We start from the raw sequence: 22,566 nt of genomic DNA, 5'->3' as shown, positions 1-22,566 counted from the left end.
GCGGAGTGCAGGGGGCTCGACCGGTCCCGCCGGGTGGAGTGCCGGGGGAGCCCGACCGGTCCCGCCGGGGCGGCGCGGGGCACCGCTACCGTGGTCCCGTGACAGCCACCACGATCTCCGTCCACCGCGCCGGGGACCGCTACCCGGGAGGCGAGCCGGACGCCGGGATCACCTCCCGGCACGCGTTCTCCTTCGGCGGGCACTACGACCCGGACAACCTGCGCTTCGGCGCCCTGCTCGCCTGCAACGAGGAGCACCTCGCACCCGGGGCCGGGTTCGCGGAGCACCCGCACAGCCACACCGAGATCGTCACCTGGGTGGTCTCCGGCGAACTCACCCACCGCGACTCCGCGGGCCACGCCACGGTGGTGCGCCGTGGTGACGTCCAGCGCCTGAGCGCGGCCTCGGGCGTGCGGCACGTGGAGCGCAACGACGGGACGGAGCCGCTGGTCTTCGTACAGATGTGGCTGGCCCCGCGGGACCCGGGCGGCGACCCCTCGTACGAGATCGTCCGCGGCGTCGCCGACGCCACCCCCTACGAACTCCCCGAGGCGGGCGCCCTGCTGCACGTGCGCCGCCTCGCCGCCGGGGAGCGCGCCGCCCTGCCGGAGGCGCCCTTCGCCTATGTGCACGCGGTGCGCGGGGAGGCCGCGCTGGGGGAGGCGCTGCTGACCTCCGGCGACTCGGCCCGTGTCACCGGCTCCCGGGGGCTGGAACTCGTCGCGGGGGGCGCGGGCGCCGAGGTGCTGGTGTGGGAGATGGCCGGGGGGTGAGGCGGGGGCCCACACGCTGGACGGCCCCCGGCCTCGGCAGAGTCTCCGAGTTTGCGGCGGAGAGTCCTGTACTCTGCGTGCCCTCGTACGGCCCGGCAGATTCCGGTAGCTGCGTCCGCTGCGAGGCTGGGGCTGCCGCCGACCCTCGGCCGACGGGGCGAGGAGTCAGCGGCCTCAAAGAGCCGTTCTCATCCTGTCTCTGGCAGCGGGTCAGCAGGGGTTCGCAGCGAGACGAGGCTTAACTTGACTCTGTCGGGGATTTTGGAGTTGCCGAGATCAGGTGCCCAGGGTGCGCCAGGATTTTGGCCGGGGGATCTCGCGTTGGTCGAGGGAGTTCTGGAAGGCGGTCGGCCGACAGGGAGGGGGCGCTTCTTCGGTCGGTGGGAGACTGCTGAGGCGCTCGATGTTGATGGCGATGGTGGCCAGGACGTGCTGGACGTGGGCTTTGCCCTGTCCCCGGTATCGGCAGCGGCGCATGCCGTGGCCGTGCGCGAACTCGTTGACTGTGCCTTCCACTCCGGAGTGGACCGCGTAGTGGGTCTTCCAGTCGGGTGTCTGTTGGTCGGCACGGACGCGGAGTTGCAGGTCGCGGAGTCGTATCGAGTCGTACTCGCGTGTTCGCGCTGAGGGCGGCGGTCGCGGGGTGGTCTCGCCGGCCGGGGCCGTGCTGCTGGTGGAGAAGGTCCGCAAGTCCGGTTTTGATCAGGCGATGTCGACGGCGCTGGCGCCCTGGCGGAAGTCCCGCGCGGTGCACGATCCTGGCAAGACGGTGCTGGATCTCGCGCTCGCGGTCGTGCTCGGCGGCGACTGCCTCGCCGATGTCGCCATGCTGTGGGCGGAGCCCGGTGTGTTCGGGACGGTGGCCTCAGATCCGACGGTCTCCCGGCTCATCGACACCCTCGCCACCGGCGGGTCAGGCGAACCGCTGGCCGCTGTGCTGCGGCCCGGAAACGCAGGCAGCAACACCGCCGCGGACCGCATCACCGCCACCCAACTCGCCCTGGCCCAGCTGCCGAAGACCTACCGGCGAGGCCGTCGGACGCTGATCCGCACCGACTCCGCAGGCGGCACCCACGAGTTCGTGGCCTGGCTCGCCCAGCGCGGCAGATGGCTGTCGTACTCGGTCGGCATGACCATCACCGAACAGATTCACCAGGCCGTACTCAAGATCCCGGCCCTGGCGTGGACACCGGCGGTCGAGCCGGGCGGCGACATCCGTCACGGCGCCTGGGTCGCCGAGATCACCGGTGACGTGCTGACCGGCTGGCCGAGAGGGATGCGGTTGATCGTGCGGAAGGAACGGCCGCACCCCGGCGCCCAGTTGCGGGTCACCGACGCGGACGGACTGGGCTGACCTGCTTCGCCACCAACACGGCGGACGTTCCGATCGCGGCACTGGAACTGCGGCACCGCCAACGGGCACGCGCCGAGGACCGCACACCGGGCCGTGCGGGCCACCGGCCTGCGCAACCTACCCCTGCACGACACCGCGCAGAACCAGATCTGGCTGGAGATCGTCCAGTTCGCCATCGACCTGCTCGCGTGGATGCCCATGCTCGCCCTGACCCGCGAAATCCGCAGGTGGGGGCCCCGTCGCCTCAGGCTCCGCCTCTTCTCTGCAGCCGCCCAACTCGTCACGGCCGCCCGCCGCCGACTTGGACACCCCGAACAGCGGGGCGAGCTGCCGCATGGTCAGGTTCGTGCGCCAGTAAGCCGCGACCAGCAGTGCCCGGTCCTCCAGCGGAAGGCTCCACGGTCGACCCTTGCGGACAGCGTCCGCACCCTCACGACGCAGAACCGTCACCAGCTTCCCGAACTGCCTCGGGCTCAGCCCGGTGAACGGGGCTATCCAGGACGGCTCCGATGCCGTGATCACACCAGCCACACCAAGATCATCTCACCTGTGACCAGCAGTTACGGGACAGCCCTTAGTGTTGTTGGGCGTTTTGGCAGTTCAAGGGGGTGTTCACGAGTGGGTCTGACCTGCGTCGCCAGCGGACTCTGAAGATCTTTACCCGTTCATCTAGTGATCGTTCCCCGTACGGAGGCGCTGCCGATCCTGTGGGTCAGGAATCAGAGGTACCCGGCTCGCCAGCCGGCCCACGATCAACGCTCTGGACGATCCTGTCGACAACCGACTGCCGCGCCCGTTCCCGGGCAGAAGCCAGGCGGCGGTCCAGAAGCAAGAGGGGCGCGAACCAGAGGAAGCCCCACAGCGTGAACCCCTCGACCACACCGAACGTGCGCAGCAGCATGTTCGTCAGGAACGACAACCCCGCGGCCAACACCCAGGCCCCGGAACGATTTCTGGCGAGCCACCTCAGCGGAGCATCAGCCCGGCCCGACAACTCCTGCACCGTCGCGGCAGCCACTGCCGCCTCATGCTCTTCGACGACGGTTGCGGCGCCCTGTCGGGGCGCAGCGGTGACCTCATCGCCGCTCGCGCCGCGAAAGCCCTCCGCTCCCGCGGAATCGAGGGCTGCACTCTGCTGCGACAGCTGTGCTCGACGCCGACGCGCGTCCACCACCGCCAGCCGAAAATCTTCGAGATAGCCACGCCCATGCCAGGCCAACACCGCCTGCACATGCTCGTCTTGAGGAGACCCCGCAGCCAACTCCTTGAGCCGAGCGACCAATTCCGGCGCACGCCTCACGCGCCCCGGATAGTCGAACCCGTCGGCCCGCAGACAGAGCTCGGCATACGCGGCGATCAGGTCGATGTCGTCCGGAGCAAGCTCCAGCCCACGCCGAAACGCCGCTTCCGCCGCGGCATCATGGTCGTCTTCATCCTCGGCCATGTGCCCAAGCCCCAACCACAAGTACAGCGCGGGTTCGGAACGACCAGAAGCCAACCGCTCTGCGGTCATCTTACGTATCTCGCGATACCCCTCGACCACGAACAACTCTTCGAACGCACCTATGTATTCCACAGGAAGTCCCCCTCTTTCAGCAGTTGCGAGGTTCAGCAGGGAGGGCCACTCCGAGCGAAGCGGAGTGGCCCTCCCTGCTGAACTGGCGCTCCACCGAAGTTTCCGCAGCGGAACTATCGCCACGCTGTGGAGTACTCGGCCCTTTACGTCGACGATCGGACCTACAACGTGCTCCTGCGCAACGTACGGGCACTCGGTCGAACGCACCGCCACCGAGCCTGAGGAACGCTGGCGCGCGTTGAAGCGGATCACCCTCAGCCTCTGCCACATCAGAGGCATCGCCCATCGCCGAGCCGTACCCGCCCTCAACGCAAATCTGGGAGTGATCGCTACCGAGAAGACTTCACTCTTCGTATTCGATGAAATCATTCAGGGCAGCTGCGAGCCACTGACTAAATTCTTCGAAGTGAGAAATCTGCTCCTGACCAGGAGGTGAGTAGTCCTCCACCACGGACACTCCGCCTAGATCCAGATCCCAGCAGGCAACTTCGTCGTTGTCCTGACGCCGAGAGAAGGGGATCAGATTCCGCGTAGGGTACCGCTGGCTGAGGCCAGCAGATCTAGCGGCTAGCGTCGCATCATCCAGCGCCCACCACGGATCCAAGTCCAGCAGCCCAGCCGTAGCTGCTCGCATGAACAGATCAGGGTACGCGAATCCCTCTGGCCGCTCTTTCTCCATGGGAGTCATCGCTCCTTACTCGCCGTTCCAACTCGTAGTGTCGGATCCATATGGATTGTTGTTCCTGTACGCTGCGCCCTGCTTGTCGATCCTAGCCATGACAGCTTCACCCCACGTGGTGGGTGTTGACTTCTTCGTATTGAACCTGCCCGAATCGATCATTTCCTGCGGCAGGGGATCGTCGAATCCGTGCACGCGGGCTTGCACATCCACACCGGCCTTCTTAGCCCCAAGAACCCGACGATTATCCACGGATGTGAACCTGCCATCAGGCATTGCCACGATGTCCACGGGGTCACCCTTCCAACCATTCGCCGCGATGCTGTCAATCGTTCCCCCGGCCCGAGTGACTGACTTCTGGCTGAACCTCACCTGGGTTGCGGCAATCGTAGAAACCCCCTGGGGAAGGCTGCCACCAGCTGCTCCGGCGGTGCCGAGTTCGGCAGCGACTTGGGCGCAGCCTGCTGGGTTGGCGAGGCAGGCTGCGGCGATTTCGGGGCCGATTGCCAGCGCAACTGGTGCGGTCGCTGCAGCGAGGCCTACGACCGTGATGCCGCCAAGGACGATCTTCTGCCAGGTCTTGAGCGGGGGTGGCGTGTAGGTGACGGAAGGCCCGTACGTCCCGCCGCCCATCCACGGGCGCATCGTGATTTCTTTGGGCTTGGGCTTGATGGCCTTGAAGGTCACCGAGCCGCGTGGGGCGGGGTGGTTCTTGGTGCCGCGGCCGATGTAGGTGGTGACGGAGACGGTGCCGTGGCCCTCGATTTTGGCTTGCTGGACGTTCTTCCAGTACCAGCCGTAGCCGTTGTTGACCCACTGAGAGCCGTGGTGCTTCCTGGCGTACTCCTCGTCGCCGCGGACGGTGTCGGTGGGGCCGATGGGGCGGAGGCCGTCGGGGTCGGAGAAGGTGATGGGGCTGTTGTTGGCGTAGTTGTAGCCGTTCATCTGCTGGGAGTCGGTCACGTCGAGGACGGGGTCGACGGAGATGAAGCGGCCGATGGCCGGGTCGTACTCGCGGGCTCCGAGGTGGACCAGGCCGGTGGTGTCGGTGTCGTCGGTGCCGCCGACGAAGCCCTTGGTGCCGGGCCAGGTACCGCTGTCGGTGCCGCGGTCGCCTCCGAAGGGGAGGTTGCGGCGTTGGGACAGGGCCAGGTCGTCGGCCTTGACGGCGAGCCCGGCGGTGCCTTGGTGGTCGCCGAGGGTGAAGGCGAAGGTGCCGTCGTTGTTGCGGATGGCCTGGTTGCCGCCGCCGAGGCTCATGTAGCGGGTGGCCTTGGCGGTGGTGGCGCCCTTGTCGAGGGTGATCTCGGTGTGGCCGAGGTGCAGGGTGGTCTTGGACGGTGCCCGGGTGATGAGGCGGTTGCCGTCGGCGTCGTAGAGGTAGCTGGTGGTGCTGCTGCCCTCGCTGACGGTGGCCACGTGGCCTTCTGCGTCCCAGGTCAGCTTCTGCCCGGGGCGTGTGGTGGTGTTTCCAGCCGCGTCGTATCCGTACGAGGCCGTCGACGTGTCAGTCCCCTGGGTGGTGGTGACGCCGGTGAGCTGGTTGGCGTCCGTCGTGCCGGGAGGGGTGTAGTCGTAGGTGCGCTTGGTGTCCTTGCCGGTGTTTCCGCCGGTGTCGTGGCGGGTTTCGGTGAGGCGGTTGCCTGCCTTGTCGTAGGTGTAGGAGTGCCAGTAGGGAGCCGGGCCGCCGAGGTCAGCCGCGGCGGGTTTGGCGGCGCAGGTGGTGGTCTTGGCGGTCCAGGCCTCGGTGACGCGGCGCAGGTAGTCGTAGGTGTAGCACTGGTTGTCGGTGCCGGTGCGGGAGACATCGCTCTGGGAGAGGATGTTGCCTGCTTCGTCGTAGCGGTAGGTGACGTTGCGGTCGACACCGCTTTGTTCCTGCCGGTCGACGCGGCTGGTCGCCAGGCGCTGGGTGCCCCACTCGTAGGTGTTGGTGACCTGTGTCTTGTTGCCTCCGGCGGTCAGTCCCATCGTGTACTGCAGGGGCTTGCCGGTGAGGCTGTAGGAGATCGAGGTGCTCATGCCCTGCCCGAACACGCTGATCGGGCGGAGGGTCTCGTCCTCGTAGCTGTAGTTGAAGCCGCCACCGGGCAGCGCGCCGGCCGCGGAGTAGCTCACGCCGGCGACCAGACCGGAGGCCTTGTAGCTGGTGCCGGTCTGATAGGTACCCGCCAGGGCGCCTTCGACGGCCGGAATGACGACTGCGGTACGGGACGCCCGATAGAGCCGGTCGTACTGGGTGACCTTCTTGGTGTAGGCCTCGCCGTCCTCGTAGCGGATGGACTCCGCGAGATAGCCCTTGGCGCCGGGCACGGTGTCGTAGACCCACTTGGCGCGCAGAGGTCCGGTGGCCGAGTCCTGACGGAGTTCTGTCTTGCGGCCCACGTTGTCGTAAGAGTAGGCAAACTTCGTGCCGCGCGCGTCCTGGGTGGACGTCAGCTGGCCGCGGTCGTCATAGCCGCTGGTGCTCGTGCCCTTGGCCGGGTCCTGGGCGCGGGTTTGGCGGCCCAACTGGTCGTAGGAATAGGACCAGATGTTGCCCGACGGGTCGGTGACCTTTACCAGGTTGTCGCGAACGTCGTACTCGTACTTGGTCGTGTCGTAGGCGCTGCTGGCGCTGCGGGTGTGGTGCTGGCGCAGTTCCGTGGTCTGGCCGCGGGCGTCGATCAGCGCGGTGGTGGCGGTGCCACCGACGGGCGGGATGACCGTGGCGCGGTCGCCACCGTAGATCGTCCTGGTGGTCTGCAGGACTGTGCCGCCGTCGCCGTTCCCCGCGATCTGCTTGACCTCGACGGGACGCTCAAGACCGTCGTATGTGGTGTGGGTCTGAGTCTCGACCGACAGGGCGTCCTCGGGCTTGAACAAGCTCGTGCCCGGGGCACCGGTGGTGTAGTACGGGGCGAACGTCCTCGTGGCCAAGCCCTGTTCGTCGTAGAAGACGTCGGACAGGATGCGCCCGCCACCGGGACCGGGCTCCTGCGTCTGGCGTTTGCGCAACTGACCGTCGTAGATGACGGTGCTGGCGATCTGCCCGCCGTTGTTGTTGAGCCTCTTGGTGGTCACCGCGACGGGCTTGCCCTCGGCGACGGTGTAGGAGAACTGGAAGCTCGGGGTTTGAGTGTTGCGCCGGTCGGCGAGCCAGACCTTGAGGGAGCGGCCCAGCGCGTCAAAGGCGAACTCAGTGACCTTGCCGTTGGTGTCCCTCTCCTTGGTGACCAGGCCGCGCACTGGATCTAGCTCCTGCGTCCTGGTCTGGGCCGTAGCAGCATCGCCGGCCGTGGCTGGCGGGGTGGTCGACGTGATCTGAGTGGGTCGTCCGGTTGCCGGGGTGTAGACGGTTGTGGTGGTGCGGCCGTCGCTGCGCGGCGTGCGTATCGGATCGCCCGTGCCGGTGACGATCACGTCGGCGGTGAGGTCCGTGGCGGTCAGCTGACGGCCGTACGAGTCGAAGGTGGCGCCCGTCTCCAGATAGGTGGCCTTGGTGCCGTCGTGTGACGTGAGTGTCGCCGTGGTGGTGCTGTCGCCCTTGGTCGGGGCGGCGCCGTAGGACTTGCCGTCGTACGCGGTGCGCACGTCGGAGATGACGTCCCTGGACCGGTCCGGCGTGTCCGCGCAGGATCCGGCCACGGTCTCCACACGTGACGTCAGGCCCAGAACGTTGAGACTGGTGTTGGTGGCGTACGTGGTGCGGGTGCACTCGTCGTCGGCGGCTGTGGAGTCGTCGCCGAAGTCGTTCGCCTGTACGGCACGCCCGGTGGTGTCATCGAAGGTCGTCGCGGTCGATGTGGTCCGCCATCTCACACCCGCGCCCCCGTCGAGGCTGTTGAAGGTCTTGGTGTGGGCGGTGCCGATGTAGTGGGCGGCGATGGAACCCCAGTCGCGCTGCTTGGCCGCGGTCTCGTGCCGCCAGGGGTGGTTGACAGTTCGGGCGAGGATCTTCCCGCCGGGGGCGTCGTAGGTGACCTGCTTGTACTTGAAGCCGGCCCAGGCATCGTGATCGCTGATCGCGGCGCCCTCGCCGGGGTTGAGGGTGACCGAGACGCTCCTGGTCGCGCCGCCGGCCCTGTCCTTGCGGTCACCGTCCATGCCGCGCAGGAAGTAGTGGTCTTCCTGGCTCCTCAGCGCACTGTCGCCGCCCTCACCGCCGGTGCGGATGCGGACGTGCCCGTAGCCGCGCCACTGGGACCAGGTGCGCTCCTTGTCCTTGGTCAGCCCGTTGTCGTCCCAGTGCCAGGCCGCACCGTCCAGGTACGTGTAGCGAGTGACCTGATCGGGGGCTCCACCGGTGCGGTCAGTGTCGACGACCGAGGTGGCGACGTACTTGTTGAACCAGTGGACGGCCGGGTCTTCGTTGAACCCGCCGCCGTAGTACTGCGGGAAGCAGCGGGTGGTGTTCGCCTGCGGCGTGGGCAGGTCGGCCGCGTCGCAGACCGGTGCAGAGTACGTGATGTCGGTCTGACCACCCGTCTCGTTCGCGATAGAGGACAGGCGGGACTTGATGAACGGGGCGTATCCGTCCGCGGTCTTGTCGAGCCGGTTGGGCAGCTGGGTGTAGGCCAGTGTCGTCTTCGGCAGCGTGATGGGTGTGGCGGTTCCCGAGCCGGTGTGCTGAATGCTGTCCAGAAGCAGCTGGTAGTCGGTGTCCGCCATGCCCCAGCGATGCTTCAGCTTCCAGGAGTCCACGGCGTGAAAGGTTCCATCGGGTTGCAGTACCTGAGTGGTGACCTCGGTCAGCCGCTTGCGCGTCCAGAAGCTCGGCGAGAAACGGCCCTCGCTACACTCCGTGCCGACTTTGCAGTTCAGATCCCAGGGGGTGTCGTACCAGTAGGAGGCCTTGTCGCCGATGGTGTCTTCAGCACAGGACACGCCGGGTTCGGGCAGGCAGCGCTCACTGCTGGTGAACAAAACCTTGGCGTTGGGCGTCTTGTAGAAGTTGCCACGCAGCCCGTACTCGATGCGCTTGAGGTAGCCGCCACGCACGTAGGGTGTGTCGTCAGCGGCCTTGAGGTTGCGGCCGTAGGAGTTGTTCTCCTTGCCGTAGTAGTACGACATCAGATTGCCGTGCAGGTCGATGACTGCATCAAGGTTCCAGCGCCATGTCTGCTGGCACCACGACTCTGCGAAGGTAGCTTTGTTGCACGGCTCGCCGGAATCGTTGCCGAACACCGGGACGGTCCACGACGAGTTCGTCTCGTTCTTGCCTGCGGCCCAGCCGGAAGGCCGGTTGTAGCCGAAGTAGTAGCGGGTCCCGTCCGGAGAGGTCAGCCGCCAGTACTCGCCGTCATTGTCCCCGTTGGCCAGGCCGGAGTTGCGCAGTCTGTCGATCTTGGTGCCGTCGTCGTTCTTCAGCTTGAAGCTGTTCGCGCCGGTCGGCACCAGTTCGCTGGAGTTCCCGTTGAACGTGAGGAAGGCGTTGTCGTAGCCCCAGCACAGGTCCCCGGGCTTGGAGCCGGTGCTGCTCTTCTCGCCGTCATCCGCGCAGGCCTTGTAGCGGCGCTCGATGAAGCCGGGAGCATACTCGAATCCGTCGCCGATCCACGAACCCTGGTTGTTCGTGGCGGTGGTGCGGCCGTCGAGGCTCTGTGCCGAGTAGCCCAACCCGACCGTCGGCGACAGGGCCCCGGGCACTTCGGGAGTCGGCATCGGGTAGTGCCAGGTGAAGTCGCCGGTGTTGAGTTGCGTGTTCCACGACGACGATGGAGAGAGCGACGTCGCCTTGTAGGTGCCGGTATCGCCTTCGGCGGCAGCGGTGAGCGCCAGCACGGTGGGCCGCGCGGCATCGAGGGCGACGTGGCCTGCCGTCAGTGTGGCGGCGTCCTTGTCGTTGATCGCGGCGACCGGGCTGGTCCGTCCGCACTCTCCGCCCTTGTCGCCGTCCAGTGCGCAGGCTGGCATCTGCACCAGGCGCAGGCGGGACCCGTAGGAGCCGCCGTACTGCTCACCGAAGCGCTTGTAGTCGACCTCCACCGACACATGCTGCCTCCTGGCACTGCTCGTGCTCCCGCCCGATTGCCGGGGGCGGAGCGTGAACACAACGTCGTCGGCTTCTGAGGCGCGGTGGTCCCCGGTGCTCAGCAGGCGTACGTCCACCGCGTCCGGCGTCGTCGTCCGGGCGGCCCGGCCGCCCTTGCCGTGCGCCGGTCCCACCGTGAGGGGCACGCTTTCTGCTTGCACCGGCTCGGCCGAGTCGCCGAGCTGCACGATCTCATGCGCCGGGGCAGGCGGGGCGGAATGGGGCTTGTGGGACGGCGTCGGCGATCCCTCGTCGAGCGTGCGGGGTCTCACACGGTTCTCGGCGGAGCCCTTGACCGGCTTCTCCGCGTCCGGCAGCCCTCTCAGGCCGTCCTCGGCCTGAGCTGCGGGGGCCGCTGCGAACTGCAGGAGCGAGGCGATCAGAGCGGTCGACAGTGCGGTGACCGCCGGTCGTAGGAACCCGCCTCGGAGACGGGGTGTTCCGGGTATGGACATGCGTCATCCAGATCAGAAGGGGACCGCTCAGCGGCGCCCGAACAGACGGAGAGAACAAAAACTGGCGGGCCGGGACCCTGGGGTCCCCGGCCGGCCGAGTCAGGATCCGGCAGGGACCTCCGTGGGAATGTCAAAGAACTGGCCGGCCAAGTGCTCGATTTGCCTGTCGGTCAGCGCGCCCTGGAAGGTCCAGACGTCGTCGACGAGGCCGGGGAAGTACGCGCCCCACGAGCCGCCGTTCTTGGCGCGCCCGATCTGGAGGGACTTGGCCGCCCTGAAGGCCAGCGTGTTCTCCGCCCAGGAGACCTGGTCCGCGCACGCGTCCTCGTCGGTCTCGCCGTCGGCGTCGTTGTCGGCGCAGGAGACCACCTGGAGGGTGCCGTTCACGTACAGGCGGGTCTGCTTGGCGAAGCCGTCGTAGACCGCGGCGAGGTGGTTCCATTCCCGCGCGTCGAAGAACTCGCTGTTCTCGACGCGGACGATGGTGGCGTCCGAGCCGTCCTTGTCGGCCACTGTCAGCTCCCAGTGGCCGAGGCCCTCCGGGTCGGTGGCATCCGGGACGAAGCGGACCTCGAAGGCGTTCTGGGCGGCGCCCTCGGCGCTGACCAGCGTCACTCCGTGCTGGGGCAGCGCGGCTGCCTGCGCCCAGGCGGCGACGGTGTAACTGGCGCTGGTATCGACCGGTACGGAGGTGGTGGCCGCGTAGCCGCCGACGCCGTCCAGTTCCAGGCTGCCGCTGTCGATGAAGCCCGTGTCGGACTTCTTCGCACCGCCGTTCAGGGTGAGGGCGCCGCCGCCCGCCGCGTTCGGGGCGGTGACGGGCCCGGTGCCGGTGGTCTCCTCGAACGTCCAGCGACTCTTGACCAGGGGGCGCTGCTGGAAGATCTGGCGGACCTCGTCGTCGGCTACGGGCCGGTCGAAGAGCCGTACGTCGTCGATGCTCCCGGAGAAGTAGTCGACGTACTTGCCCGTCCAGACGGTCCGCCCGACCTGCACGGGTCCCTGTGCCTCCCATGTCCTGGGCGCGGCGTCGGTTCCCTGGAGCTGTCCGTTGACGTACAGCCGGATCTGCTGGGCGGTGGCGTCGTGGACCGCCACCAGATGGGCCCACTCACCGGGCCGTGCGGGCTGGGTCGCTCGCACCACCTGGTCCCGGATGTTGCCCGCCTCGACGTCCTCCAGGGACGTGCGCAGGCTCCAGGTGTCGGCCCCCGCCTCGTACGACAGGTAGAACGGGCTGTAGTAGGTGCCGCTCTGGCTGAGCACCGTACGGTTGCCGCTCACGCCGCCCTCGGGCAGCTTCGCCCAGGCAGACAGGGTGTAGGAGGCGGCGGTGTTCAGCACCGGGTGTTCGGTGGCGGCGTAGTCGTCCTTGCCGTCCAGCGTCAGGGCGTTGCCCGCGACTCCGCTCGTGCCGCCGGCCACGCCGCCGTGCAGCGTGAGCGGTTGTTCGACGGCCCTGCCGGATACCTCGGTGGCGGTGGCGTCCTCGTCCAGCGGGAAGACCGCTCGGGCCGGCCGGCCGCCGGTGAGGTCCTGGCCCTGCTGAAGCGCTGCAGCCCCGGCCGCGCCGACGGCGCGGTCGAAGATCCGCAGATCGTCGATGGTGCCGGGGAAGAAGGACTTGCGGGTGCCGCTGTAGATGCCGGCGCCAAGCTGGAGGCCCCGCCGGGCCTCCCAGGCGGTGGTGTAAACGGTGGACCCGGCGAGTTTCCCGTTCACGTACAGCCGCAGCTGTTTCGCCTTGCCGTCGTACACGCCGACCAGATGGGTCCACTCACCCGGCTTGGCGTCGCCTGGGGCCGCGGCCATGGCGCGGGCGATGGAGGCCCCTGCCGTGTCGGAGGTGTACTGGTTGAACACCCAGCGGTCGTAGTACCGCGAGTAGTACAGCTCGAATCCCGGAGAATGGTTGCCCGGCTGGGCGGCGATGATCGCCGCGTTCTCCGGCATCCGGTCGAGTCGGGCCCAGGCGGAGACGGAGAAGCTGTCCGAGGTGTCGACGACGGTGAGGTCGGAGTCGGCGTACCCGGACGTGCCGTCGAAGTGGAGCCCGGTGCCCTTCCTGCCCTCGGCACCGAGGGCTGCCCCGCCGTGCAGCCGTACGGTCCTCGGGGGCGTCGCACCCGCTGCCATGGTGGCACCGGCGGGCTCGTCCAGCTGCCAGGCCGCACGCTCGGGCTGCCCGGCCTTGACCCGGAACTGGTAGGTGCGGACCTCGGAGCCGTTGCCCGCCTGATCGAACGCCTGGGCGGTGACGAAGTTCAGGCCCGGCTTGGCGGGCAGCAGCCGTACGGACCTGGCCGCGCCTCCGCTGGTAGCGACCTGCCGGGACGCAGACGGGTCGGTGTTGAACCCGTAGCGGTAGCGGACCGCGTCCGTGGACGGCGAATCAAGGGAGAAAGTACCGTACTGGCCCACCCCGTCGTACCACGGGTCGTCGGGGTCCTCCGGGTCCGATGCGGGGTACTGGTCCGAGGAGATCGCGGGTGCCTTGGGCACGCTCGTGTCGTAGACGAAGTAGCAACCGGTCGGATCCCCGGCGTACGACCACGGTGAGTACTGCGCCCCGTCGTACGAACGGACGAACCAGTGGACCTGCTTGTTCGGCGTGACCGACTTCGGTAGGGCGATGGAGAAGCTCGAACCGGACTTCTTGTACGACGTCCGGGCCGGCTTCCAGCGGACGATCGGGCCCTTGCCGTCGCCGGTATCCCACTTCGCCTGGAACTGGACCGCGATGTTGTCGCCGTCCGGGTCGGTAACGTTGTTCGCGTAGATCTTGCCCAGCGTGCGCACCCGGGCCGCGCTCCCGGGCTTCTTGCAGGTGCCGCCGTACTCCATGGCGAGCTGTGACATCTTCACCTGCTGCGGCGGACGGTTGTACTTCACCCGCAGGAACGCCTTGTCGGAAAACCGCTTCCAGCCGTACCGGTCGGACTCGCTGCCGGCGCGCAGCCCGAACGTCATCGTCGGCCACCTGCCGTTCGCAGCCTCCTGCACCGCCGCCTTCACATCGAACTCGGCGTCCTTGGAGGCGCAGCCCGAGTAGCCGTACGCGAACGAGCTGGACCGCAGCTGCTTGATCCAGAACCCGGAGGCGTTCTGAGAGTTCCATGTCGTCGACGAGGAGATGTCCTTCGTCCGCCACAGCTCGACCTCCCGCTTCGAGCACGAGGCCGACCATGTGTTGCGGACCACGAACTCGGCGGACAGAATCGTCCGGCCCGCGTACTTGGACGTGGGCACGCGGTAGAAGAGCCGCTTGGTGTCGTACGGCTTGCAGTACGCCCAACCGCAGTAGCCGAGGCCCGAGTCCGACTTGCCGTTGAACTTCCACTGCGGAGACGACGCCCAGTACTTGGACGCCATCGTCCAGGCCGAGGCGCGCGGCGTGTACCACTGGGGGTCGATGAAGACCGGGTACTCGGTGTCCTCGCCCTTCAGCACGTCCAGATCGGGCTTGAGCACCAGCTCGCGGCCACCGGCCGGGAGTTCCACACCGACGGGGGCGAGCTTGGCGGACTCGGCGGGGCCGGGTTCACTGTCGGTGGCGCCGTCCGGAGCAGGATCGACGTCATCCGACAGGGCGGCGGTCTTCAGGAACTGAGGAGCGGGCCCCTCCTCGGTGTTCTTGGCGTCGTCATCCTTGTCGGCACCTCCGCCGAGCCTGCCGTCGCCGGAATCCCACATCTGTGGCTTCGGAGCCTCGAACACCGGGGTACCGGCGCCCTTGTCGACCGCGGCCAGTCCACCGGCCGCGGTCTCCTTCACCTCCATGCCGTCGGCGGCCAGCTTCAGTCGCAGTTCGGTCAGTGCCGGACTCGCGGCCGCCTCAGGCGAGTTGACCACGAGCAGCTGGGTGAACCCGTCCTCCTGTGCGCCCATGCGTAGATCGACATCCGGCAACACGTCCCGGTACGTCGCCGTGGCACCGTCCAGCTCGGGCGCGGGCAGCATGCCGGGCCAGGACAGCGCCAGCTCGCGACCCGCCTTGCTCATCCGCACCAGCGGTGCGTCGGAGCCGCCGCCGGAGAACTCCAGTCCGACGGTGGCCACCTTCGGCGCGACTGTGCCGTTGCCGTTCGGCGTCAGAGCCGTGTCGACCGGTTTCCACTCGCCGTCGACCCTGGCCCGGACGGGACGTAGGTACTCCCGTCTTTCAAGATCCCCTTCGGGGGTCACGAACACCTCGGTGCTCTCACCGCGCATCGAGGTGATCTCCACGCTGCGGCCGGTTCGTACGGCCTGCTCCCGTGCCTTGTCCTCGGACAGCGCGGCATCCCCAGAGCTGGTCAGTGCGTTCTGGGTGTCCGGCGCCTTCGAGACGACGGCCGCCGTCGCGGTGGCGGGCAGCAGCCCGACCGCGAGTGCGGAACTGAGAGCGAGTGCGATGGTTCCCCCGACGCCGCGCATGCGCGCATGCGTCTGCATCTTCTTCATTCCCCCGCATCATGAAAATCTCATGAAACAATTGTGGTCAGGGGGAACTTATCCCACTCCTACAATTTTGGTCTAGGTCGATCGCTTCCTGTCGCTCCAGCCGCGCACGACCAACGAGGCTCTGCACGGCACCCCTTGAACGACACTGCGAGGCTGGCGAGGCCGTTGCGGCGGGGCTCGCACTGGATGACCCATCGGCGTCCGGTGCGGGTCGGTGGCCTTCACATCCGCGCCAGGTCCCCACCACCGCCGACGCAAACCGCGTCCCGGCAACCGCCCCGGCGGCGGGAGGGTGACGCGAGTCCGTGAGGGTGCCGTCAAAGCGGCTAAGTCCTGGCAGCAGGATGGGCGTCCGGCGCCGGTCCAGTGGTCGGGGCCGTCCGAGAACGTCACCCATTGGGGGAGCGTGTTGCTGGTGACGTATCCCCTGGGGCGATCACCTCGGGCAGAGCGAGAAGCGGAACCAGCGGCGGGGATTTCAAGCACTCGGCACGCAGTCGATCCCCCGTCTGTTCGCGCGAGATGCGCGGCTGGCCCCTCGGCACTCTTCTCGACCCCCGGAACGCGGACGGCGAGCCATTCCCGCAGGGCCCGGAGCCCTCAACCCGCCTTCGCGCCGAACCAGGTCGCGAGGGAGGCGTGCAGGTCGTCCTGGGCCTCGCCCGCCCAGGCGATGTGGCCGTCGGGGCGCAGTAGCAGGGCGGGGGCGTCGGGGCGTACGGCGCCCGTGCCGGGGTCGATGACGTGGTCCACCCGGTCCGTCCAGCCCTCCGCGGAGAGCCGACCGGTGCCGTCGAGCAGCAGGCCGCGCCCGTCGCGCATCAGCTCGTAGAGGCGGCCCCGCTCCAGCTTCAGGTCCCGCATCCGGCGGCCCACCAGGTCGTGGCCCCCGCCGAGGTCGTAGCGGACCGCGATGGCGGTGATCTTCTCGATCAGGTACCGGTTCACCTCGTCGAAGTCCATCAGCTCCGACAGCAGCCGCCGCACCGCCACGGCCCCCGGCTCGGTGGACATCAGCTCCATCTGGGCGCGGGTGGTGTCCAGGACGTCCGCGGCCACCGGGCGCCGCTCGGCCTCGTAGCTGTCGAGCAGCCCCGCGGGGGCGCGGCCCGCCACGGCGGCGGCCAGCTTCCAGCCGAGGTTGAAGGCGTCCTGAAGGCCGAGGTTGAGCCCCTGCCCGCCGGCGGGCGGGTGGACGTGCGCGGCGTCGCCCGCCAGCAGCACCCGCCCCACCCGGTAGCGGTCGGCCAGCCGGGTCCCGTCGCCGAAGCGCGAGGTCCACCGGGGCGAGTGGACCCCGAAGTCGGTGCCCGCCACGGCCCGCAGCCGCTCCCTGAACTCCTCCAGGCCCGGCGGGACGGAGCGGTCCGGGGCAAGCCCCTCGGCGGGCACGACGACGCGGTACACCCCCTCCCCGAGGGGGCCGAGGCCGAACCGCAGCTGGGTCCTGCGGACCTCGGCCACCACGGCCGCCACCTCCTCCGGCGGCATGTCCACCTCCATCTCGCCGAGCAGGGTCTCGTGCCGCGCGGGTTCCCCGGGGAAGCCCACTCCGAGCAGCCCCCGCACCGTGCTGCGCCCTCCGTCGCAGCCCACCAGGTACCGCGAGCGCAGCCGGGTCCCGTCGGCCAGCTCCACGGTCACCCCGTCGCCGTCCTGCTCCAGGCCGACGAGGGCGCAGCCGCGCCGGATCCCGGCGCCCGCCGCGGCGGCGTGCTCGGCCAGCAGCCGGTCGACGACGGGCTGCGGGATGCCCAGCACATAGCCGTGGTCGGTGTCGAGCCCGCCCGGGGAGGGCTTGCCGATGCCGGCGAAGAACCCGCCCAGCGGGTACCGCGTGCCGTGTTCCAGGAAGCGTTCCAGCAGGCCGCGCTGGTCCATCACCTCGATGCTGCGCACATGCAGGCCGAGCGCCCGGACCTGCCGGGTCGGCTCCTGTTCCTTCTCCAGCACCAGCACCCGCACGTCCTGCAGGCGCAGCTCCGCGGCGAGCATCAGACCGGTCGGTCCGCCACCGGCGATGATCACGTCGATGGTCTCGTCCATCGGGAATCCCCCTTCACCCGTCGTATGCCGTCGGCCGCCGCATGCGGTCCCGGCGGCGCGCACTCCGGCCCCTGCTCTCTGCGCATGAACCCGCTCATACCGGTAGGTCATGCAGCAAAGGTGAGAAGCTCGCAGTTTCCGGCTCAGGTCGGTGATTGTGCAGCACACCGGGGGCCTTGCGGCAAGGCCCCCGGTGCGCTATAGGTTGAGAGTGGCAAGGAGCGGACGAACTCCTTGCCTTTTCGTTTGTGGAGGACCGGTACGGTCGCACGCGGCGGCCTCGGGGCGGGCTCAGCCTCCCGCGGCGGCCAAGGGCTCGCGGCGCATGGCCCACAGGGGCGGCCCGCCTCCCGGCAGGCGCAGCTCGCCCGTCACGGTGAAGCCGAAGCGCTCGTACACCGGCAGGTTGGCGGCCTGGGAGGACTCCAGGAGCACCGGAAGCCCGGCGGCGTCGGCCCGTGCGAGCCCGGAGCGCAGCAGTGCGGCGCCCTGCCCCCGTCCCTGTGCTGCCGGGTCCGCGCCGATCACGGCGAGGTACCAGTGGTCCTCCGCCGGGGTGTGCGCGGCAGCCGCCTCCACGGCCTGCCGGAACAGCGGCGCCCGGTCCCCGAGGAGGCCGGTCAGCTCCGCTGCGGTCTCCGCGTCGGGGACGGCCTTGGCCCGCCCCTCCGGCGGCACCCAGAACGCGGCCGCCGCGTCGGTGCGCTCGCAGACGCCGTCGTGGGCGTACTGGCGGGCGAAGAGGGTGCCGAAGTACCGCGCGAGCCGCGCCTCCCGGGCGGTGGGCTCGGGGAAGAACCAGGCCGTCATCGGGTCGTCGTGGAAGGCGCGGGCGAGGACGCCGCCGACGAGGAGGGTGTCGTCTAGCGTCGCGGTCCGCGGCGCGACGGGCTTCCTCTCGGTGGTCATGCGGACATCGTGCCCCGTGGTGATCCTGGTCCTGCGGCCGGGGCGGACGGGGGCCGGGTGCGGAGGAACGTTTCGCGTACCGGCTGCGCGGCCTACCGCAGCCCGTCCACGAAGGTCTGCCAGGCGGCGGCGCCGACCACCACGACCGGGCCGTGCGGGTTCTTGCTGTCCCGCACGGGCACGGTGGCTTCGGGGCAGCCGTCGGCGACCGCCACGCAGTCGCCGCCGGTGTTGCCGCTGTGGCTGGACGTCCGCCAGGCGGCGGCCCCGGCGACGGTGCACTCCACGCAGTCGCCGCCGTTGGGGCCGCTGTAACTGGACTTACGCCAAAGTGTGTTCGCCGGGGTCGTCTTGGTCTCCATAGCGTTCCTCCATCACGCGCTCGATCAGCGCCTTCGAGTCCCTTGCCGAGAGGGCGAGGGCCTGCATGCGAGCGTAGTGGAGTGAAGCCTCTCTGAAGACCTGCGGATCGGCGGTCATGTGGCCTGACATCATGTCCTCGGTGTAGAAGACATCCGGATGCGCATCGAACCTGAGCATGTTGAACGCCCCTGCCAGTCCCGGGTGTTCACCCACCTCGTTCGGCAGCACCTGGATCTGCATCCACCGGTGTCCGCCCAGTTCCAACAGGCGCTCCAGTTGGGCCCGCATCACCGCGCGGCCGCCGATCGGCCGGTGCAGCACCGCCTCGTCCAGCACCACCAGTGCCAGCGGCGGCTGTTCGCGCTCCAGGATGCGCTGGCGCTCCATCCTGGCCGCCACCAGCCCGTCGAGACCGTCCGGTTCGCCCGTCGCGAGCACCGCACGCGCGTACGCCTCGGTCTGGAGCAGCCCGTAGACCAACTGGGCCTGGTAGGTGGAGATGTACGCGGCCTTCGCCTCCATCTCCGCGTACGGCTGGAACCAGCTGGGGAGTTGGCTGCGCAGCACCAGTCCGATCAGTCGGGAGAACACCCCGTCCGTGCCGAGGGCGGCATCCACCCGCTCGGAGAACTCCCTGGTGGGGACCTTCTTGGTGGTCTCGATCTGGCCGATGAGCGAGCCCGTGCAGAAGACGATCTCGCCGAGCTGGCCCTGTCTGAGGCCCTGGGCCTCGCGCAGGCGGCGCAGCTCCCAGCCGTAGTAGTCGAGCGGGGACGCACTGGGGTCGAGTGACTGGACGTTGGCCACGGCGGGCACCTCCGGTCGGCAACGCCTCGCGGCGTTCGGTTCCTTGCGTAGCAGAGCGTAGCCAGTGCATCGCACTCTGGTGGCATGGATCACGCAACTCACCCCCACGAGGCGGACGTGCGCCCCCACGTCGCGGACCGCCGCCCCGGAGAGACCGCCTACCGGGCGGAGTTCGCCGTCGCCGAGCACTCCGCCCGCCATCTGCGCCGCATCCTGTACCTCCACCTCTCCGCCTGGGAACTGCCCGAACTCACCGACGCCGCCGGGCTGGCGCTCACCGAGCTGGTCGCCAACGTGGTGCGCCACGTCCCCGGCCGCCGCTGCCGGATGGTGCTGGCGCGGATCGGCGGCGGGGTCCGGGTGGAGGTCGCCGACGACGGCCCCGGGCTGCCCGCCCCGGCGCGGGGCGGTCGCCTTGAGGCCGAGGGCGGCCGGGGGCTGGTGCTGGTGGACGCCGTCACCGACCGGTGGGGCGTGCGGCCGGGTCCGGGCGGGCGGGGCAAGACGGTGTGGTTCGAGTGCCGGGCCGAGCACGCCGGGGACGGCACCGCCCCGCCCTCGTAGGACGCCGCTCGGCGCAGTGCGCTCCTCGCCCGCCACCGGTATAAGGAGCGGTTCCACGCGACGGAGCCGCTGCCCCGGCGCGGGGACGCCCTTGGTGCCTCGCCCGGTGACGGCCGATGGTGCGGCTCGGGCGCCGCGCCCGGTACCGGTGCCCGGTCGGCCACCGGCGGGACGTGCACCCCTCTCCGCTGCTGCGGTGGCGATGCTCCGGGACGTCCGCGCCCTCGACGCCGACGTCTACGGCATGCGCGGGGTACCCTCCCCCCTCGGCGCCGGGGAGCGCGGATCCGGACGGCTGCGCCGGAAACCGGGGACCGGGGGGAGAGGTCGTGGAGACCTCGGGGGAACGGGAGAGACTTATGGACGGTACCGCCCACCACGCCCCGCGCCGGGCGTTCCGGTCGTACCGGGCGCGCCGGTGACGGCCGCCGGCCGCACGGGAGCGCAGGCACCGGCGGGGGAGAGCTGGGAGCCGGGCGCGCCCGAGTCGCCGGACCGGGCCCCCTCCGCCCCGGCCGCCTCGCCCACCGTGGTCTCCCCCTCCGTCCCTGCCGCCCCCGAGGCCCCGCCGCCCCCGGGTGGCGCCCGATCGGCGCCCGTCCCCGCCGCGCCCTCCCTCGCTCGCAGCGGCCTGGTCATGGCGGCGGGGTCGCTGGTCTCCCGGGCCACCGGCTTCGCGCGCTCCGCCGTGGTCGCCGCCGCGCTCGGCGTGGGCGTGGTCGCCGACGGCTACGCCGTCGCCAACGCCGTCCCCACCATCGTCTACACCCTGCTCATCGGCGGGGCGCTCAACGCCGTCTTCGTGCCCGAGCTGGTGCGGGCCGCCAAGGAGCACGCGGACGGCGGCGCCGCCTACACCGACCGCCTGCTCACCGCCTGCCTCCTCGCCCTGGCCGCGCTCACCGCCGCCGCCGTGTGGGCCGCCCCCGCACTCGTCGGCGCCTACACCGGCTACGACGGCGAACAGGGCGCGATGACGGTCGCGTTCGCGCGCTACTGCCTGCCGCAGATCTTCTTCCTCGGGCTGTTCACCCTGCTGGGGCAGCTGCTCAACGCCCGCGGCCGGTTCGGCGCGATGATGTGGACGCCCGTGCTCAACAACGTGGTCGTCATCGCCGTCTTCGCCCTCTACCTGTCGGTGGCGGCGGACGGCGGCGGAGCGCCGCCCACGGAGGCCCAGACCGCACTGCTCGGCTGGGGCACCACCGCGGGCATCGCGGTGCAGGCCGCCGCTCTGCTCCCCGCGCTGCGGTCGGCGCGCTTCCGCTACCGGCCGCGCCTGGACTGGCGCGGCTCCGGCCTGGCCCGGCCGCTGCGCTCGGCCGGCTGGCTGGTGCTCCTCGTCCTCACCAACCAGGCCGCCTACCTGGTCACGACCCGGCTGGCGACCTCCGCGGGCCTCGCCGCCGCGGCCGGGGGCACCGAGGGCGCCGGGTTCAGCGCGTACACCAACGCCTACGTGCTGTGGGCCGTCCCGCACGGCATCGTCACCGTCTCCCTGATGACCGCGCTGCTGCCCCGGATGAGCGCCGCCGCCGCGGACGGGGACATCCGCGCGCTGACCGGGGACGCCGCACTGGCGCTGCGCCGCAGCGCCGCCCTCGTGGTGCCCGCCGCCTGCGCGCTGGTCGCGCTGGCGCACCCCCTGATGGCCACCGTGTTCGGGTACGGGCGCACCGGGGCGGACGGCGCGGCCGCCATGGCGGGCGTGCTGATGGCCTTCGCCCCCGGGCTGGTCGCCTTCTCCGGCCAGTACGTGCTCTCCCGCACCTTCTACGCGCTGTCCGACACCCGCACCCCCTTCCTGCTGAACCTGGTGATCGCCGGGCTCAACACCGCCCTGTCGCTCGCGGCCTGGTGGGTGCTGCCGGCCCGCTGGGCGGTCACCGGCATCGCCGGGGCGTACTCCGCCGCGCTGCTCGCCGGGTGGGCGGTCACGGCCGCCGTGCTCCACCGGCGGCTGTCCCGCCCCGACCCGGTGCCCGATCCGGCCGCCGGGGCCGCCGGCCCGCCGCGGCGGGGGCTCCTGCGCTCCGCCACGGCCGCCGCCCAGGCCCGGCTGGCCGTCGCCGCCGTTCCGGCCACCGCGCTGGGGTACCTCGTGGCGCGGTGGGCCGCGCCCGCGGGACCGCCCGCCGCCGCGGCCGCCGGGGCGGCGGCGATCGCCGGAGCGTTCCTGCTGTGCGCGCGCCCGCTGCGGCTGACCGAACTGGAGGTGTGGACCGGGCGGGCCGCGGCCCGGCTCCGGCGCCCGCGGAGCGGCCGCTGAGGCAACCGGCGGCGCGCGGGGGCGTGCCGTCAGGGCGGGGCGGGTGTCGCGGAGAGCGGCCGCACCCGCCGCACCCGCCGCACCGGCCGGGTGCCCCGCGCCCCCTCCCGGTGCCGGAACGCCCCAGGCCGCCCAGGAGACACGCCGCCCCGCCCCGCGTCCCGCTCGTCGAGGACGCCCCTCCGTGCGGGAGGGGGCGAGCCTGGTCCTGGGCGCCCCGGTGGGCGGTACCGGGGAGGCGGGCCTGCCGCAGCCGGCCTGCACGGTCGCCCCTGTGCAGGACCGCGAGGGGGACCTCCCCGCGGTGGGCCACCG

The 22,566-nt window shown here is 70.1% G+C and carries 12 protein-coding genes and 2 pseudogenes; 4 read left to right on the top strand and 10 right to left on the bottom strand.

Annotated features, from left to right (window positions below):
• Positions 1 to 98: 98 nt before the first annotated feature.
• Positions 99 to 773: a pirin family protein gene (locus NPS70_RS10730; protein ID WP_256523903.1), complete on the top strand. Its 675-nt coding sequence runs from the start codon at positions 99 to 101 to the stop codon at positions 771 to 773.
• Positions 774 to 1,049: 276 nt separating this feature from the next.
• On the opposite strand, the gene NPS70_RS10725 is transcribed toward NPS70_RS10730, so the two are convergent.
• Positions 1,050 to 1,463: a transposase gene (locus NPS70_RS10725; protein WP_256523902.1), complete on the bottom strand. Its 414-nt coding sequence runs from the start codon at positions 1,461 to 1,463 to the stop codon at positions 1,050 to 1,052.
• On the opposite strand from NPS70_RS10725, the pseudogene NPS70_RS10720 reads away from it, so the two are divergent.
• Positions 1,417 to 2,367, top strand: a pseudogene (locus NPS70_RS10720) (transposase); the annotation flags it as partial. The gene NPS70_RS10725 and the pseudogene NPS70_RS10720 sit on opposite strands and share 47 nt — an antisense overlap.
• Positions 2,368 to 2,418: 51 nt before the next feature.
• On the opposite strand, the pseudogene NPS70_RS10715 reads toward NPS70_RS10720, so the two are convergent.
• The 9 genes and pseudogenes from NPS70_RS10715 to NPS70_RS10675 all read right to left on the bottom strand — a co-directional run.
• Positions 2,419 to 2,658 (bottom strand): annotated as a pseudogene (locus NPS70_RS10715) (transposase family protein); the annotation flags it as partial.
• 181 nt (positions 2,659 to 2,839) lie between these two features.
• Positions 2,840 to 3,703 (bottom strand): hypothetical protein, encoded by an 864-nt coding sequence (locus NPS70_RS10710; RefSeq protein ID WP_256523901.1) that lies wholly within the window; start codon positions 3,701 to 3,703, stop codon positions 2,840 to 2,842.
• A gap of 343 nt (positions 3,704 to 4,046) precedes the next feature.
• A complete protein-coding gene (locus NPS70_RS10705) occupies positions 4,047 to 4,391 on the bottom strand; it encodes a hypothetical protein (RefSeq protein WP_256523900.1) in 345 nt (114 codons plus the stop codon).
• Between the two features lie 6 nt (positions 4,392 to 4,397).
• Positions 4,398 to 10,850 carry an RHS repeat domain-containing protein gene (locus NPS70_RS10700; RefSeq protein ID WP_256523899.1) on the bottom strand — a complete coding sequence of 2,151 codons (6,453 nt, stop codon included), beginning with the start codon at positions 10,848 to 10,850 and terminating at the stop codon, positions 4,398 to 4,400.
• 99 nt (positions 10,851 to 10,949) lie between these two features.
• Positions 10,950 to 15,293, bottom strand: a complete 4,344-nt coding sequence (locus NPS70_RS10695) for a LamG-like jellyroll fold domain-containing protein (RefSeq protein ID WP_256523898.1) — start codon at positions 15,291 to 15,293, stop codon at positions 10,950 to 10,952.
• A 600-nt stretch (positions 15,294 to 15,893) separates the two neighbouring features.
• Complete coding sequence (rox, locus tag NPS70_RS10690; RefSeq protein ID WP_256523897.1) at positions 15,894 to 17,339, bottom strand: rifampin monooxygenase; 1,446 nt, start codon at positions 17,337 to 17,339, stop codon at positions 15,894 to 15,896.
• A gap of 291 nt (positions 17,340 to 17,630) precedes the next feature.
• The gene (locus NPS70_RS10685) at positions 17,631 to 18,248 is read right to left on the bottom strand and encodes an N-acetyltransferase (RefSeq protein WP_256523896.1); all 618 of its coding nucleotides are present in this window, start codon (positions 18,246 to 18,248) and stop codon (positions 17,631 to 17,633) included.
• A gap of 92 nt (positions 18,249 to 18,340) precedes the next feature.
• Entirely contained in the window at positions 18,341 to 18,610 is a 270-nt protein-coding gene (locus tag NPS70_RS10680) for a DUF397 domain-containing protein (RefSeq protein ID WP_256523895.1), read from the bottom strand.
• A complete protein-coding gene (locus NPS70_RS10675; RefSeq protein WP_256523894.1) occupies positions 18,570 to 19,418 on the bottom strand; it encodes a helix-turn-helix transcriptional regulator in 849 nt (282 codons plus the stop codon). The genes NPS70_RS10680 and NPS70_RS10675 overlap by 41 nt, the downstream gene beginning before the upstream one ends.
• An 84-nt stretch (positions 19,419 to 19,502) precedes the next feature.
• On the opposite strand from NPS70_RS10675, the gene NPS70_RS10670 reads away from it, so the two are divergent.
• Both NPS70_RS10670 and murJ read left to right on the top strand, forming a co-directional pair.
• The gene (locus NPS70_RS10670) at positions 19,503 to 19,982 is read left to right on the top strand and encodes an ATP-binding protein (RefSeq protein WP_256523893.1); all 480 of its coding nucleotides are present in this window, start codon (positions 19,503 to 19,505) and stop codon (positions 19,980 to 19,982) included.
• Between the two features lie 529 nt (positions 19,983 to 20,511).
• Positions 20,512 to 22,251 (top strand): murein biosynthesis integral membrane protein MurJ, encoded by a 1,740-nt coding sequence (gene murJ, locus NPS70_RS10665; RefSeq protein ID WP_374211977.1) that lies wholly within the window; start codon positions 20,512 to 20,514, stop codon positions 22,249 to 22,251.
• The last annotated feature ends 315 nt before the right edge of the window (positions 22,252 to 22,566 follow it).

This window comes from Streptomyces sp. C10-9-1, from assembly GCF_024497955.1.
Lineage (GTDB): Bacteria > Actinomycetota > Actinomycetes > Streptomycetales > Streptomycetaceae > Streptomyces > Streptomyces sanyensis.
The sequence above is the reverse complement of the archived record's forward strand: the minus strand, read 5'-3'. Positions and strand labels throughout refer to the sequence as shown.

Bases quoted from the DNA above. Each gene is read 5' to 3' on its own strand.
- rox (WP_256523897.1), bottom strand. From the start codon at position 17,339: ATGGACGAGACCATCGACGTGATCATCGCCGGTGGCGGACCGACCGGT.
- NPS70_RS10685 (WP_256523896.1), bottom strand. From the start codon at position 18,248: ATGACCACCGAGAGGAAGCCCGTCGCGCCGCGGACCGCGACGCTAGAC.
- NPS70_RS10680 (WP_256523895.1), bottom strand. From the start codon at position 18,610: ATGGAGACCAAGACGACCCCGGCGAACACACTTTGGCGTAAGTCCAGT.
- NPS70_RS10695 (WP_256523898.1), bottom strand. From the start codon at position 15,293: ATGAAGAAGATGCAGACGCATGCGCGCATGCGCGGCGTCGGGGGAACC.
- NPS70_RS10700 (WP_256523899.1), bottom strand. From the start codon at position 10,850: ATGTCCATACCCGGAACACCCCGTCTCCGAGGCGGGTTCCTACGACCG.
- NPS70_RS10705 (WP_256523900.1), bottom strand. From the start codon at position 4,391: ATGACTCCCATGGAGAAAGAGCGGCCAGAGGGATTCGCGTACCCTGAT.
- NPS70_RS10670 (WP_256523893.1), top strand. From the start codon at position 19,503: ATGGATCACGCAACTCACCCCCACGAGGCGGACGTGCGCCCCCACGTC.